Genomic DNA, 14,391 nt, shown 5'->3' on the forward strand with positions numbered 1-14,391 from the left:
AGTAGGTTTTCGAGGGTTTGAAAAAGTGACAAGCCGTTGCCAAAAAACTATTTTGTGCCTAAACAACAATCAATAACAGGTAAAAACATGAAATTCGTATTTCTCTGCGACGCCAACTACCTCAAGGGCGACATGGTCAACTTCGTGAACAACTTCCCCACCAATCACGAACTGGTGACCATGACCAGTGACGAACTGCTCCAGACCAAGTCCATTTTCGAAGGCACCTTCGCCGTTCTCGCCGAACGCACCACTTGGCAGAAGAACTTCAGCCTGTTCCGTTACTTTGGCCTGCTTCCGCTTTTGGAAGTGCTCCCGCTGGGCATCGTAAGCCGTTCTCGCCGTAGCGAACCCCTCAAGGGCCGCACCCAGAACCGTAACCAGGAAATCTACTTCAACCCCAGCGCCACCGCCGAAGAACTCTACCTCCAGGTAGACAAGTTCGTGGCCGCTCCGCCTGCAGGTTTCACCTACCCCCGCGGCACTCAGAAGGCTTAATCCAGAAGCATGCAGCACAAGGTCTTAAATGACCTGTACAGGCAAGGCGGCGTCACGTTTTTCGCTTTTCCGGGCGAAACCGAGATTCCCCTTGAACCCTTGCAGAACCTTGCGCAGGCGTTAAACGCCGGCGCACGTTTTTTAGTGATTGATTTTTCAGGCAAAAACAGTCTCAAGGGCAACGCCCCGATTTCTGCGAACGCCCTCTTTGAAAACAAGATTCCCCAAGAAGTCCTGAATGAACTCGAAACCGGAGAAAACAATTGGACCGTTACCGGCACAAGATGTTTTCCCCAAGACGACGACCAGTTCAGAAACCTGTACCACAACCTGCAACTGCTCAAGAAGATCGTTGCGCAAATCGTAGCCGTACTACCCCTAGAAATCAGCGACCAAGAAGCCTATTACGCAAAGCTCGTTTCTAGGCTTGTCGTGATTGACGGCGAAAGCGCTCACGAGGCTTCGGCATTCCTGGAAGACCTCCCCCACTTCAACAAGTCCAATCTGCTTTGGCTGTTCCCGCAAAAGCCCGACAAGAAAAAATTCTACCATGCCTACAGGGCGGTGCGCCGGAGCCATTCCTTCTTCAAGGAAATCCGCAAATGCGATTGGAAAAAGAGTCCCGAAGCCTTTGCAAGAATCATCGAGAGCCTCCACAAATTTTCAATTCTCGAAAAGAATCCGCTGGACGGATCTTCCAAGGTTTTCAGAACCTGTTTTCCGCTTCTGCTTTTGCTGGCCATTGCGCTTCCGTTTTTCTTTGTAACCAAGACGGATCCGAGCATTTCCAACATGCGTGACCGCATTCACGAGCGCGACAAGCTTTCGGTGGCCCCCTCCTTCGAATACACCTTTGACGGCAAGGAATCCATGCAGCGCATCGGCCGCTATGCCATCGGCAGATTCACCGCATTGATTACCACCGAAAAAATGGTGCAAAAATATATCTCGGTAACTCTGGAAGAAAACGGTTACCCCAAAAACGCTTGGGAAAAGAACAAATTAAACATTCCTCCCGAAGGAACTGTCATCAAATTCTCGCGCCCGGACTATATCGGGAACACAGCTTCCGACTCCATCGGCGCCGCCTGGAAATACTGGACATCCATCGTATCCGATAGCGTAGCCTACCTGACAGAGTTCTATCACGAGACCGCCACCGCGAATTTCAGACAACATAACGGTATCGACGTAGCAAGCCGCCAGGGCGCAAGAATTCTCGCCCCCTTTGCAGCCAAGGCATGGACCGCAAGGGACGAACGAGGCGGTATTGTAATCGGATTGGTGCGTCAGAAAGACGTGGTGATTTTCATGCACTGCGACCAGCTTCTTTACCTCGACGGGCAAGAAGTCATGGCCGGCGACCCCATTGCAACGGTAGGCCTTACCGGGCACACCACGGGTCCCCACGCCCACGTAGTTACAGGCCTTGTTTCTAAAAACGGAAACAAGCATATCGGCAACGTTAACTATAAAGTAATCGACCCGATTAAATGGTTCTACATGTTCAAACCTACGGCAGATGCAGTAGGCAGCAAACAGTAGAAGTGAGCCCTATCACAAAGACCTCCAAAAAGTGTTCTCTAAACGTTTTTTTGGGGCTGTTGTAAGTTATTTGTTACATTTGACGCCTCGCCAAAAAACGAACATTTAAATAATTTTTGATTCGGAATTAGGGATTTGGAATCAACAAAGAAAAAAGGATAAAAACAAATGAAGTTTAGAGTTCTGGCTCTTGCAACCCTTACCGCCGCCCTTCTCACCGGATGCTCCGGAGTTGTCACACCCACTGTTCAAGTAGCTAGCCACGATTCTGACCACAATATTCCTGCCATTGACGAAATGATCGTCGCCTACAAAACGGATTACATCAACAAGTGCTACATGCCGGTTGCCAAGAAGCATCCGCCTGAAAACGCCTGCCAGTCCGAACTTTTCCAGATGCTCGAACGCAGCTACCACTTGGATTACAACCAGAATCACGTGGCCATGGCTTCTAACAAGTTGCTGTTCAAGGACATAGACGCCAAGATTATCGAAATGTCCCGCAACGATCCCGAAGTCCGCAACGCCATTCGCTCCGCCGCCTTTACCAGCACCAGCGAAATGCTCAGCTACTACCACGAAAAATACCAGTTCGACACCCAGGTCGAACAGTACTAAAAAGAACGAAATTTTATTCTTCAATAAAGAAGTCCTGCAGTCATTCTGCGGGACTTTTTCTATATTTGCACCGCAAATAAGCAATAACGGTTCCTGACGGAATCGCAAACAAAAAAGAGACAAAATCATGGGAAAATCACTCTATCAGAAGATTTTTGAGAGCCACACGGTAGCAAAGCTCCCGAGCGGCCAGTGCCAGCTCTTTATCGGGCTCCACCTCTGCCACGAAGTCACCAGCCCCCAGGCCTTCGCACAGCTTCGCGAAGAAGGCCAGAAGGTGCTCTTCCCGGAACGCACGTTCGCTACGGTGGACCACATTATTCCGACCACCTTCCCGGAACGTAACCGCCCGCTCAAGGACGGCATTTCCGAAGAGATGTTCTCCCATATCGAAAATAACACCAAGTCTAACGGCATCAAGTTCTTTGGCCCCGCTACTGAAGAACAGGGCGTTATCCACATCGTGGGCCCCGAAGAAGGCGTGACCCAGCCGGGCATGACCGTCGCTTGCGGTGACTCCCATACGGCTACGCACGGTGCCTTCGGCGCTATCGCCTTCGGTATCGGCACCAGCCAGGTGGCCGACGTTCTCGCCACCCAGACGCTCGCCATGAGCCCGCTCAAGACTCGCCGTATCAACTTCACCGGCAAGCTCAAGCCGGGTGTGACCGCCAAGGACGTCGCCCTCGCTTACATCGCTAAGCTCGGCGTGAACGGCGGTGTTGGCTACGCTTACGAATTTGCAGGCCCCGTCATCGAAAACATGGGCATGGAAGGCCGTATGACCATCTGCAACATGGCTATCGAAGGTGGCGCCCGCGTCGGTTACTGCAACCCCGACGAAAAGACTTTTGAATACCTCAAGGGCCGTCCCTACGCCCCGAAGGCTGACAAGTGGGACGAAGCCGTTGCTTACTGGAAGTCCGTAGCTACCGACGCCGACGCTCAGTTTGACGACGAAGTCGAAATCAACTGCGACAACCTCGAACCGATGGTCACCTGGGGCATCACTCCGGCTCAGGCCATTCCGCTCAACGGCAACATGCCGAAGATCGACGAATTCGAAGGCAGCGAAAAGAAGGTTATTTCCGAAGCTTATGAATACATGGGCTGGGAAGAAGGTTCCAAGATGATTGGCCGCCCGATCGACATCGCATTCGTGGGCAGCTGCACCAACGGTCGCCTCAGCGACTTGCAGGCCGCCGCCGAAATCATCAAGGGCCACAAGGTTGCCCCGACCGTCAAGATGTGGGTCGTTCCGGGTTCCATGAAGATCAAGGTGGAAGCCGAACAGCTCGGTCTCGACAAGATCTTTAAGGAAGCCGGTGCCGAATGGCGCGAAGCAGGCTGCTCGCTCTGCCTCGCCATGAACCCGGATAAGCTCAAGGACCGCCAGGTGAGCGCTTCTTCCAGCAACCGTAACTTCAAGGGCCGCCAGGGCAGCCCGACGGGCCGCACCATTCTGATGAGCCCCGCCATGGTGGCTGCCGCCGCCATCGAAGGCTGTGTCACCGACGTCCGCAAGTACATCAAGTAACGCAAGGAGATTTAAAAAATGAATTCTATCGACATTGTTAAAGGTTCCGGCGTTCCTGTTCGCGGAAACGATATCGACACTGACCGTATCATCCCGGCTCGCTTCCTCAAGTGCGTGACCTTCGAAGGCCTCGGCGACAACGCCTTTGCCGACGATATCGCCGGTCTCGCCGCTCAGGGCAAGGTTCACCCGTTCCGTGATCCGGCCTACAAGAACGGCTCCATCCTCGTTTCCAACCAGAACTTCGGTTGCGGCTCCAGCCGTGAACACGCTCCGCAGGCTCTGAAGCGCTGGGGCATCCGTGCCATCATCGCCGAAAGCTACTCCGAAATATTCTTCGGTAACTGCGTCGCTATTGGCGTGCCCTGCTACAAGGTAGACCACGCTACGGCTGACAAGATCCTCGCCTGGATCGAAGCCAACCCGAGTGCAGAACTTGTCACGAGCACCGAAAGCCGTACGCTCAAGATGGGTGACGAAACCATCCAGCTTACGCTCGCCGACGGCCCCCGCGGTCAGTTCCTCGACGGTTCCTGGCACGCCCGTTCCGCCCTCATGGCCAACGCCGACAAGGTGCAGGAACTCGCCAGCAAGTTGCCGTATATGCAGTTCTTGAAGTAATGTACAGTGTCATCCTAAGCTAAACGAAACTTAGAACTTTAGTTCTCTAGTTGAGTTATGCCCTTTGGGTAGAAGCAACGCGAGTTGCGTAGTCGAAGGATCTAAAGCATTACAAAGCGCCCGGTTCAAAACCGAGCGCTTTGTTGTTTGTAAAAACAAAATGCTTGCACCCCCTCATAAATAAAGGTATATTCAATAAAGATTTAACAAGGGATATAGGTTTGTCATGAACAATTTAAGGGCTAAACACATTTTATGCTGGATGCTATTCTGTATGTTCATGTCCATTATTCCCATAATAAGCCTTTGGGGGTACGAAACGGGACACGAGGACTTCCTCGCTCTTATCCTTTTCCTCGCTGCAGTTGCAGAACTGCTAGCCATTCCCTTAAGCCTGCTGAATTTATTTCTTTTCAAAAGGAATCTCAGCATCAAGGCCGCCAAGCGGATTGCCACCATCCCCCTTGGGCTCTGCATTGTCTGCTCCACAATACTTCTCATGTACAGCATTGTTGTCTTTCATCACGGCAACTCTTCCGCAATCATAACATTGGCGGTAACGCTCGCTCAACTTTTAGTAGCAATCATTGCGATTAGCTGGTTTAGGAACAAAATTGAGGAGTTGTATACTCATTTACGAACCGAGGTTTGACATGAACAATTTAAAGGCCAAACACATTCTCGTTTGGATGCTTTTCAGCATGCTCATGCCCATCATTCCTATAGCAAGCACTTTGGGATTTGCAGAACTTTCGCACAAATCCGAAGACTACCTGGCCTTAATGCTTTTCTTCATTTCATATGCAGGGCTAATCACCATTCCCTTGAGCCTGCTGAATCTATTTCTTTTCAAGAGGAGCCTGAGTACCGATGCCGCCAAGCGGATTGCAACCATTCCCCTCGGGTTCAGCGTTGTTTGCTCGGGAATACTTTTTTTACTCGGTTGTTTGACCTTCTTTTGCGGACGTTTCGAAGCCATGATTATATTGGTCGCAACGGCCCTTCATTTTTTCGCATCAATCAAGGCGATTTACTGGTTCAGGGACAAAATTGAGGAACTGACATCCGGGGACAATCCTTGATTTTCATATGAATAACAACACATGATCGACAACATTCTAGTAGAAAAAACGAAGAGACAGATGCATCTTCGTCATGGCGATAAAATCGTCAAAACGTACAAAATATCTTTAGGCAAAAATCCTGTGGGAGCAAAGGTTAAATCCGGCGACAACAAGACGCCTGAAGGCAACTACACGATTGAATGGCACAATCCCAAAAGCAAGTTTCATTTATCGCTGAAGATATCGTACCCTAGCGAAGAACAAATAAAAGCGGCCAAAGACGGAGGCTTCGATCCCGGCGGCGACATCATGATTCACGGCTATCCGAACAAGATTCCCGCCTTTCTTTTTAAGTATTGGCACAGGTGGAAAGACTGGACGGCCGGTTGCATCGCTGTCACCAACAACGAAATCGAAGACATTTACGATATCGTAAAAGACGGGACTCCGATAACAATTCTTCCCTAACCGTATTTACATTTTTTGCTTTTATTACACCATACGTTTCTGAGCCCGCAAAGATAAAATCATATTCAAAAAAATAGATTTTATGGGGTTCTATATTAGCAGCGAAAAAACTAAATTTGGCCGCATGCTAAATTTTGTCAAGTCCCTCTATTCCGGTTTGTGCATTGGCCTCGGCGGCACAGCCTACCTTTCTTGCGACAACAAGATTCTAGGAGCATTCCTTTTCGGACTCGGACTATTCACCATTCTCAATTTCGGGTTTAACCTCTTTACAGGTAAGGTCGGCTATTTCGTGAACAACAAGCCCGGCTACTGGGGCTTTCTCGGAATCGTCTGGCTCGGCAATTTCGCAGGAACATTCCTTTTCGCCAGGATGATGTCGGCAACCCGCTATGGCGCAGCCTTGCAAGCGAAAGCCAACGCGCTCTGCCTCGTTAAGGACGGAGACAGCATCGGAAGCCTTTTGGTTCTAGGCATCTTTTGCGGCATGCTCATGTTCATCGCAGCCGACGGATTCAAGACTATCGAAAACCAGCTCGGCAAAATCATCACCGTATTCCTCCCGGTCATGGTCTTTATCCTGAGCGGTTTCGAGCACTGCATTGCCGACATGTTCTACTTTTCGCTGGCAGGCGACTTTTCACCAGCCATGCTTCAGTCGCTGGTGGTTGTCTCCATCGGAAACTCAATCGGCGGTGGGCTTATCCCGCTGATGCAAAAAATGAAAGAAAAAAAGGCGGCCTAATTCCGCAACGCCTACCGAAGCAGGCCTCGCTCCCCTACCCCTTGTAACTCCAGCCGCAGTCGTTGTGGTAGATCATTTGGCGGGTCATGCCGCCATCGATGCAGATGTTTTCGCCGGTAATAAAGCCGGCTTTTTCGCTGGCCAAGTAAAGCACCATGTTCGCGATGTCGAACGGGTTCCCCACGCGGCCAGCAGGCTGCTGCGAAGCGTCAGGGCCTTCGTAGGTCTTGAAGTCGGTATCGATCCAGCCCGGCGAAATAGAATTGACGCGCACACGCCCGGCAAAACTCACCGCCAGCGCATGCGTTAAAGCAGCAATTCCGCCCTTTGCGGCCGTATAGCTTTCGGTTTGCGGTTGGCTCATGCGGTCGCGACTAGATGAAATATTCACGATGCTGGCACCCGAAGCAAAGTGCGGTGCAAAGAGTTTCGCGAGGTAAAAGGGTGCGGTCACGCCCACGGCCAGCGCGTAGCTGAATTCCTCGTAACTGCATTCGTCGATGCCCTTCATCAGCGGGAGCGCGTTGTTCACTAGCACATCTACGCGCCCATATTTCTCGATAACGAACTTCGCAAATTCTTCCAGTACGTCTTTCTTCGAGAGGTCCCCCACAAAGCAGGGATTCTCGCGGATATCAATAAAGGCGACCCGTGCGCCTTCCTTTTCAAATTCATTCACAATGGTAACCCCGATTCCATGGGCACCACCCGTCACAACCACCACTTTATTTTCAAATGATTTCATGGTTTAAATATACAAGTTTTCGTGCAATTATTTACAATTTATCCAAACTTTCTATTACAACAGATGGACAATGTATTTTTCTTTATATATATTACCACTGAGTGTTTATTTCGACTGTTTTGAGTCATTAAAAAGGAGAACAATATGTCTATCAGGAAGTGCAAGCGCAAGCTCGCTTTATGCATTGCCGCTATCTTCTGGGCCGGTTGCGACAGCGATTCAAACAGCAGCGCCCCCGTCATTCCGAACAATCCCGGCGAAATCACTCCTAGCGACGCAACTGAAGAAACGCAAACTCCGGATCCACAATCCAGCGATTCCGAAGCAACCGCCCCCACCAGTTCTTCCGAAGAAGAAGCGATTCCCTCGAGCGAATCTTTTGACGAAGTTTCCAGCAGCTCCGAAGCCGCACCCGAATCGTCTAGCGAAGCGGAATCGTCATCTAGCGTGAATAGCGAATATCCCTACACGCTAAGCACATTCCCGAATGTTCACTGCAAGGATTCAAGCTACTTTCACAAATCGTCGTGCCCTTCAAGTAAGCCCTCTTTAAAACAAACCGTTGCCGAAATGGGAGAATATGAGCCTTTATACGGCATTGTTCAGCCCGTCTGCCAAGATTACGACAGAACCGTCAACGTGTATACTTGCGATAACGGATGCACGTATTCACCAGGAGCATTTAACAAACTGGAAGGCGACACGATCTTTCAGCAGGAATATTCTACCATAGACAACAAGTATATTCCCATCCAGAAAAAAATCGCGCAAGACAGCGCACAAGCTGAAGCAAGCACCTCTTATCCGTATATGCTCGCCAGCGATACCACCGTCCACTGCAAAACAATGTACAAGACCAAAATTGCGAAATCAACTCCTTCGAGTTTGTGCGAAACTTACTCCGAAGGATTCTATTTCAAATGCAAAGACGGCAACAACTACGAATGGGAAGAAATGTTCCGAGGCGAGAACGGACTTATCGAACGAGAAAACCCGGATGAATAATCGGTTGTATTACAAATCTTTGACAAACTAACCAACTAATATTACATTTAAACTATGCGTAAAAAAACATTCTCTCTCTTGGCTATATCGCTCGGCCTGATTCTTGCCGCCTGTGCAGGAACGCAAATTGAGCGTAATTCCGTACCCGGCCTAGACATCAACGGCAAGAAGCTTTGGGTTCTTGTCGACGACCAGAAGGCTTACACGGGCTATACCACCAAGCTCGATTCCCTCTGGAAAACATACGGCGAAAAGAACAAACTGGAAATCGAATACCGCAAGAACGAAGCCCTAGCTTTGGAACCCGTTAGCCCCAAGGCTCTCATGGAAGAATGCCGCGATTCTTACCTACTGCAGACAGCAGTCTCGGGCAAGTCCCAAACCACACAGTACGACGCCTCTACCGGCATGGTTATGGGCAGTTCCAGCGAAGTCGAATACACATCTGTCATGTACGACTGCAACACCGGCAAAGTCGTTTGGAAAACAATTTTGAAAACAACCGGTCACGAACTTTGGGCCCAGAGCGAACTCGTGAAAGGCATTTTCAACGATTTCCATGAGAATTCTATCTTAAAAGAGGAGAAATAATGAAAAAGCTAGTCCTACTTGCAATTGCAGCCCTGATGCTGTGCTCCTGCGCACCTGCAATTCAGAAAATGTCCAACTTTGACAAGGCATACCCTTTAAAAGGCAAAACAATTGTTGTGGTTTCTGAATCCCACAAAGAAGTTACCGATTTCGCAAACTCGGTGACATCTTCCATGGCAGACACCCTGAACATCCACGGTGTTATAGCAAAGCCCTACCTCCAGGAAAAGAACGCCCTTTCGTTGAGCGAAAGCCCCGTAGCCGATTTTGCACAGGAACAGCACGCCGAATTCATCCTTATCCAGAACTTCACCAAGGTGAACATCTACAACGCAGCCCTTTCCAGCTTCGAAGAAGAACTGATTCTTTTCTCCATCTCCGAAAAGAAGCCCGTATGGAAGGGATCTATCTCCTGGAACAACCCCATGCCCATAGGTAATGGCCCCGGAGTGATTGCTGCTCGCCAAAGCGCAATGGAAATGCTTACTGCAGACGGTTTCGTCGCCGCCAACCCGTAAGCCAGTCCGCTTCAAAATTTAAGACGCCCGGCATTGCCGAGCGTCTTTTTCATTTAATTCTATCGCCGAGACGAGATAACAAATATTATCCCAGACGGTTGTTGATGACGTTCCAGTCCACAATCTGCCACAGTCCCTTCAGGTAATCCGGGCGACGGTTGCGGTAGTCGATGTAGTAGGCATGTTCCCACACGTCAAACGTGAGGAGCGGCTTGAGGCCCTTGGTGAGCGGGTTCTGGGCGTTGCCTTCTTGGGTAATCACCAGCTTGCCCGAAGCGTCGGCAGAGAGCCAAACCCAACCGGAACCGAAGAGGCCAGCGCCCTTCGCCTGGAATTCTTCCTGGAACTTTTCGAAAGAACCGAAATCGCGGGCAATGGCGTCTGCAATTTTACCTGTCGGGACGTTACCTGCAGCGGGCGCCTTGAACTGCATGAAATACATGTAGTGGTTCAGGAACTGGCCTGCATTATTGAACACGCCGCCTTCGGCCTTGGTAACGATTTCGCTAATGGACTTGCCTTCGAAAGCGCTACCCGGGAGGGCTGCGTTCAAGTTGTTCAGATAAGTCTGCAGATGCTTGCCATAATGGAATTCAATAGTTTCCTGGCTGAGCACCGGGGCCAAATCGCCTGCCGCGTACGGGAGGGCCGGCATTTCAAATTTTCCGTTTGCTTGTTGGATCATTAGAGGTCTCCTTCTTGGTTGTTAAATGCTACTTTCGATAAATTCTTTGCGGAAAGTGCCGTTACCGAGCAAGATGTCGATAGGGAGCTTTTCGAATTCATATTCATAAGGCGGCTGTTTCCAGGCAAAATCCTTCGGATATTCGTTAAAGATATACTGCAAAAGCTTTACGGCCATTTCGAAGCTGCGGAACTTGTCGCGGTCCAGCACATGAATCTGGGCTCCCCCGCAAATTTGGCCAGCGCCCTTGTGGAAGGTGGGCTGGAAATAGTTTTCGCGGAAATACACGCCCGGAAGCTTAAGGCCGTTCATGTACTTGCAAAGCTTTACGGCATCGATAAACGGTGCACCGAAAATTTCGAAGGGGCGCGTGGTGCCGCGGCCTTCGCTCACGTTGGTCGCCTCGAACAGGCACATGCCCGGATAAACAATCGCTGTGTCCAGAGTCGGCATGTTGGGGCTCGGCAAAATCCACGGAAGTCCAGTCTGGTCGTACCACATTTTTTTATCGTAGCCTTCCATTTCAAGCACGTAAAGTTCGCACTTGGGGAAACGTTCTTCCTTGAACTGTACCGCCAGTTCACCAATGGTCTTGGCATGACGCGTACGGATGCTGTGGAGTCCCACGAAACTGGTGTAATTCAAGTCCAGAACCGGGCCTTCTTCGTCGATACAGTTGATGGGGTTCGGGCGATCCACCACAACAACCGGGATACCGGCCTTTTCACAGGCTTTCATACAAAGGAACAGCGTCCAGATAAAGGTATAGTAACGGGCGCCCACATCCTGCAAATCCACAAGCATTACGTCTACGTGGCTGAGCATTTCGGCAGTGGGTTCGCGGTGTTCGCCATACAGGCTATAAACGGGAATACCCAGTTCGGGGTCGGTATAACCTTCCCATTCGATCATGTTGTCTTGGGTATGGCCCTTGATGCCGTGCTGGGGGCCAAAAAGGGCAGAAAGCTTAAAGAGTTTACCGTCGTATTCTTTGAGAAGGTCGAGAGTATAGTGCAAGTCCGGGAGAACCGATGCCGGGTGTAAAACAGCGCCAAGACGCTTGCCTTTGAGAGCTTGGGGGAAAACTTTTTCAAAACGTGAAAGGGCGAGAGAAACCATGTTTTTAATTCAAAGTTAGGAGTTAGGAATTTTTAACTAAAGTCAATATATAAATAAAAACACCCCAATGCATTAGTTTGCCCCCAAATTGACAAAGAATGTTTTCAAAAGGACGTTTTTTCTTAAAATGGCACAAAGTGACAGACGGAATTTTTTATTTTTAGCCCAGAAACAAAAACAACTAGGATGAATTATGGCATATTTGAATAAAGTGATGCTTATCGGCAATATCGGCAAGGACCCCGTCATTAGCGCAAGCGCAGCAGGTCGCAAGCGCGTATCGTTCTCCTTGGCCACCAGCCGTCGTTATCGTGACAATAATGGTGAACAGAAGGAACAGACCGACTGGCACAATATCGTGGGTTGGGGCAAAATTGCCGACACAATGGAAACCCTCGGCGTCCACAAGGGCATGACCCTCTATGTAGAAGGCTCCCTCACCAACCGCAGCTGGACCGACCAGACCACCGGCCAGAAGCGCTACAGCACCGAAGTCAACCTGGACACCTTCCAGCTTTTGACTCCCCGCGGCCAGAACGGCGGCAGCTTCCAGGGAGGCAACTCCTACAGCCAGTCCAACAATTTTAGCCAGCAGAGCGCTCCCGCTTACGATGCTCCGGCACCGGAAGGCGGCGACGACGACCTGCCTTTCTAAAAAATGAATCAGCAAATCGCAGATATCGCATTGATGATGGTGCTCCCGCTGGGCATCACCTTTACGGCAATTCTCATGTCTGCATCTGCGGACACCCGCTCCCAGAAACTGTTGGGGGCATTTTTGTCGTTACTGATTGTAGCCATGGACTGCATTTTCTTCTTCGTGAAGAATTCATTCATCGCCTACAACTGCGATGGCGGCCTGTTGCTTTCTTTCGCAAGCCTGTTCTTCTACGCCATCATATGCTTTGTCCGTTTTGACGACCGCGCAGCCAAGGCCGGGAACATCTTCCTCGCCTTCTTTATGCTGTCGGCCTTCATGGGCATTGCGTACTGGGACCGTCCGACCTTCATTCCGACCTCGGACTACTCCGCCGACGAAATCGCCGCGATGAACACCAAGTACCAGGATTACATTGCATCGTTCCAAAACGGTGAGGGCGGAAAGATTCTGCCCAATCCCAATTCCGTTGCCCACTACAGAGTGCGCAACGGTGGTCATGCAAGCAAGTCCAGCAACGATGACAAGGATCTGAGCAGACTCGAAAGCTACCTGGTCGATGCAGAAACCGTCATCAAGCGCATGCACGATATCACCAACGCGATGGAAGCTTTCGGCACATTGCCGTCCAACATTTCGGAATCGGAGCGCGAAACCCGCAGCAGCCAGGCTCTGGCAATCAACAACAATGCAGTCGCACTGAACAAGAAAGTTCTTGGGCTTTTCCACCCCCACGAATCCAGCGACGCGCATAAGGAACTGATTCAAGCCAGCGAATGTGTGCGTCTTGCAGCATACGCGCTCTACAGCTACACGCTCCAGGAAAACCCGGAACAGCAGCTGATCCAGTACAAGCAGTCCAGAGACCAGATCGGTCAGATGAAAATCTACCTGAGAAGATTCTGGAATGCCACAGAAGCTTTACAATCAAACAATCAACAACAAACCGAACAATAAAGGTTAATTATGATTCGCAACGTAGCCATTATGGGCGCAACTGGCGCCGTAGGCCAAGAAATCCTCTCCATCCTCGAAGAACGCAACTTCCCGATGCAGAGCCTGAAGCTCCTCGCTTCTGAACGCAGCGCCGGTAAGGAATTCAAGTTCAAGGGCGAAACCCTCAAGTGCGAAGTTCTGAACAAGGATTCTTTCAAGGGCGTCGACCTGGTGCTCAGCTCCGCTGGTGCCGCCATTTCTCAGGAATTCGCTCCTATCGCCGTGGAAAACGGTGCCGTGGTTGTGGACAACACTAGCTACTTCCGTATGGACCCGAACGTTCCGCTGGTCGTTCCTGAAGTGAACCCGGAAGACATCAAGCTCCACAAGGGTATCATTGCCAACCCGAACTGCACGACCATCATGATGGTTGTCGTTCTCAACCCGATCGAAAAGATTTCTCACATCAAGAAGATTCACATTTCTTCTTACCAGAGCGCTAGCGGTGCAGGTGCCGTCGCTATGGAAGAACTCAAGCAGCAGTACAAGGACATCCTCGAAACGGGTTCCACCACTCACATCAACAAGTTCCCCTTCCAGCTCGCTTACAACGTGATTCCGCAGATCGATAAGATGACGGAAAACGACTACACGAAGGAAGAAATGAAGATGTTCAACGAAACTCGCAAGATCATGCACTCTGACGTTCGTACGAGCGCCACCTGCGTGCGCGTGAGCTCTCTCCGTTCTCACTCCGAATCCGTGTGGTTCGAAACGGAACGTCCGGTTTCTGTCGAAGAAATCCGCAACGCTCTCAAGAACGCTCCGGGCGTGACCCTCAAGGACGATCCGCAAAACTATGTGTACCCGATGCCGCTCGAAAGCGCCGGCAAGGACAACATCTTCGTTGGCCGTATCCGTAAGGACCTCGCCGATGAAAACAGCAACACGCTGTGGCTCACCGGTGACCAGATCCGCAAGGGCGCAGCTCTCAACGCCGTGCAGATTGGTGAAATTCTCTTGAAGATGTAAGATCGG

18 protein-coding genes are annotated in these 14,391 nt (G+C 50.5%); 14 read left to right on the top strand and 4 right to left on the bottom strand.

Annotated features, from left to right (window positions below):
- Positions 1-87 precede the first annotated feature (87 nt).
- From ACJMNB_RS09940 to ACJMNB_RS09960, 5 genes are all read left to right on the top strand, one after another.
- Positions 88-498 carry a hypothetical protein gene (locus tag ACJMNB_RS09940; protein ID WP_072797564.1) on the top strand — a complete coding sequence of 137 codons (411 nt, stop codon included), beginning with the start codon at positions 88-90 and terminating at the stop codon, positions 496-498.
- A 9-nt stretch (positions 499-507) separates the two neighbouring features.
- The gene (locus tag ACJMNB_RS09945) at positions 508-2,043 is read left to right on the top strand and encodes a M23 family metallopeptidase (protein ID WP_405341986.1); all 1,536 of its coding nucleotides are present in this window, start codon (positions 508-510) and stop codon (positions 2,041-2,043) included.
- Between the two features lie 168 nt (positions 2,044-2,211).
- A complete protein-coding gene (locus ACJMNB_RS09950; RefSeq protein WP_405341988.1) occupies positions 2,212-2,661 on the top strand; it encodes a hypothetical protein in 450 nt (149 codons plus the stop codon).
- 127 nt (positions 2,662-2,788) lie between these two features.
- The gene (leuC, locus tag ACJMNB_RS09955; protein ID WP_405341990.1) at positions 2,789-4,198 is read left to right on the top strand and encodes a 3-isopropylmalate dehydratase large subunit; all 1,410 of its coding nucleotides are present in this window, start codon (positions 2,789-2,791) and stop codon (positions 4,196-4,198) included.
- 18 nt (positions 4,199-4,216) lie between these two features.
- On the top strand, positions 4,217-4,819 hold the full coding sequence (locus ACJMNB_RS09960; protein WP_405341992.1) for a 3-isopropylmalate dehydratase small subunit 2: 603 nt from the start codon (positions 4,217-4,219) through the stop codon (positions 4,817-4,819).
- Between the two features lie 403 nt (positions 4,820-5,222).
- On the opposite strand, the gene ACJMNB_RS09965 is transcribed toward ACJMNB_RS09960, so the two are convergent.
- Complete coding sequence (locus tag ACJMNB_RS09965; protein WP_405341994.1) at positions 5,223-5,345, bottom strand: hypothetical protein; 123 nt, start codon at positions 5,343-5,345, stop codon at positions 5,223-5,225.
- 127 nt (positions 5,346-5,472) lie between these two features.
- Here ACJMNB_RS09965 and ACJMNB_RS09970 point away from each other — a divergent pair, with 127 nt between their 5' ends.
- From ACJMNB_RS09970 to ACJMNB_RS09980, 3 genes are all read left to right on the top strand, one after another.
- Positions 5,473-5,901, top strand: coding sequence for a hypothetical protein (locus ACJMNB_RS09970; RefSeq protein WP_405341996.1), 429 nt, complete (start codon positions 5,473-5,475; stop codon positions 5,899-5,901).
- Positions 5,902-5,922: 21 nt separating this feature from the next.
- Positions 5,923-6,351: a murein L,D-transpeptidase family protein gene (locus ACJMNB_RS09975; RefSeq protein WP_405341998.1), complete on the top strand. Its 429-nt coding sequence runs from the start codon at positions 5,923-5,925 to the stop codon at positions 6,349-6,351.
- An 82-nt stretch (positions 6,352-6,433) separates the two neighbouring features.
- Complete coding sequence (locus ACJMNB_RS09980) at positions 6,434-7,096, top strand: formate/nitrite transporter family protein (protein WP_405342000.1); 663 nt, start codon at positions 6,434-6,436, stop codon at positions 7,094-7,096.
- A 34-nt stretch (positions 7,097-7,130) separates the two neighbouring features.
- On the opposite strand, the gene ACJMNB_RS09985 is transcribed toward ACJMNB_RS09980, so the two are convergent.
- On the bottom strand, positions 7,131-7,841 hold the full coding sequence (locus ACJMNB_RS09985) for an SDR family NAD(P)-dependent oxidoreductase (RefSeq protein ID WP_405342002.1): 711 nt from the start codon (positions 7,839-7,841) through the stop codon (positions 7,131-7,133).
- A gap of 144 nt (positions 7,842-7,985) precedes the next feature.
- On the opposite strand from ACJMNB_RS09985, the gene ACJMNB_RS09990 reads away from it, so the two are divergent.
- From ACJMNB_RS09990 to ACJMNB_RS10000, 3 genes are read left to right on the top strand one after another with little or no spacing between them, the layout of a single operon-like run.
- Positions 7,986-8,846: a hypothetical protein gene (locus ACJMNB_RS09990; protein ID WP_405342004.1), complete on the top strand. Its 861-nt coding sequence runs from the start codon at positions 7,986-7,988 to the stop codon at positions 8,844-8,846.
- 54 nt (positions 8,847-8,900) lie between these two features.
- Positions 8,901-9,437 carry a hypothetical protein gene (locus tag ACJMNB_RS09995; protein ID WP_405342006.1) on the top strand — a complete coding sequence of 179 codons (537 nt, stop codon included), beginning with the start codon at positions 8,901-8,903 and terminating at the stop codon, positions 9,435-9,437.
- The gene (locus tag ACJMNB_RS10000) at positions 9,437-9,955 is read left to right on the top strand and encodes a hypothetical protein (RefSeq protein WP_405342008.1); all 519 of its coding nucleotides are present in this window, start codon (positions 9,437-9,439) and stop codon (positions 9,953-9,955) included. Before ACJMNB_RS09995 ends, ACJMNB_RS10000 begins: the two co-directional genes overlap by 1 nt.
- A gap of 85 nt (positions 9,956-10,040) precedes the next feature.
- Here ACJMNB_RS10000 and ACJMNB_RS10005 read toward each other — a convergent pair whose 3' ends face one another.
- Both ACJMNB_RS10005 and ACJMNB_RS10010 read right to left on the bottom strand, forming a co-directional pair.
- Positions 10,041-10,640, bottom strand: coding sequence for a superoxide dismutase (locus ACJMNB_RS10005; protein ID WP_405342010.1), 600 nt, complete (start codon positions 10,638-10,640; stop codon positions 10,041-10,043).
- A gap of 21 nt (positions 10,641-10,661) precedes the next feature.
- A complete protein-coding gene (locus ACJMNB_RS10010; protein ID WP_405342012.1) occupies positions 10,662-11,759 on the bottom strand; it encodes an exo-beta-N-acetylmuramidase NamZ domain-containing protein in 1,098 nt (365 codons plus the stop codon).
- 193 nt (positions 11,760-11,952) lie between these two features.
- Between ACJMNB_RS10010 and ACJMNB_RS10015 the strand changes: the two genes are divergently transcribed.
- The 3 genes from ACJMNB_RS10015 to ACJMNB_RS10025 are packed head-to-tail and all read left to right on the top strand — an operon-like array spanning position 11,953 to position 14,385.
- Entirely contained in the window at positions 11,953-12,414 is a 462-nt protein-coding gene (locus ACJMNB_RS10015; RefSeq protein ID WP_405342014.1) for a single-stranded DNA-binding protein, read from the top strand.
- 3 nt (positions 12,415-12,417) lie between these two features.
- Positions 12,418-13,374, top strand: a complete 957-nt coding sequence (locus tag ACJMNB_RS10020; RefSeq protein ID WP_405342016.1) for a hypothetical protein — start codon at positions 12,418-12,420, stop codon at positions 13,372-13,374.
- 9 nt (positions 13,375-13,383) lie between these two features.
- Positions 13,384-14,385, top strand: a complete 1,002-nt coding sequence (locus ACJMNB_RS10025; RefSeq protein ID WP_405342018.1) for an aspartate-semialdehyde dehydrogenase — start codon at positions 13,384-13,386, stop codon at positions 14,383-14,385.
- Positions 14,386-14,391: the final 6 nt, after the last annotated feature.

Source organism: Fibrobacter sp., assembly GCF_045131395.1.
Taxonomy (GTDB): Bacteria; Fibrobacterota; Fibrobacteria; order Fibrobacterales; family Fibrobacteraceae; genus Fibrobacter.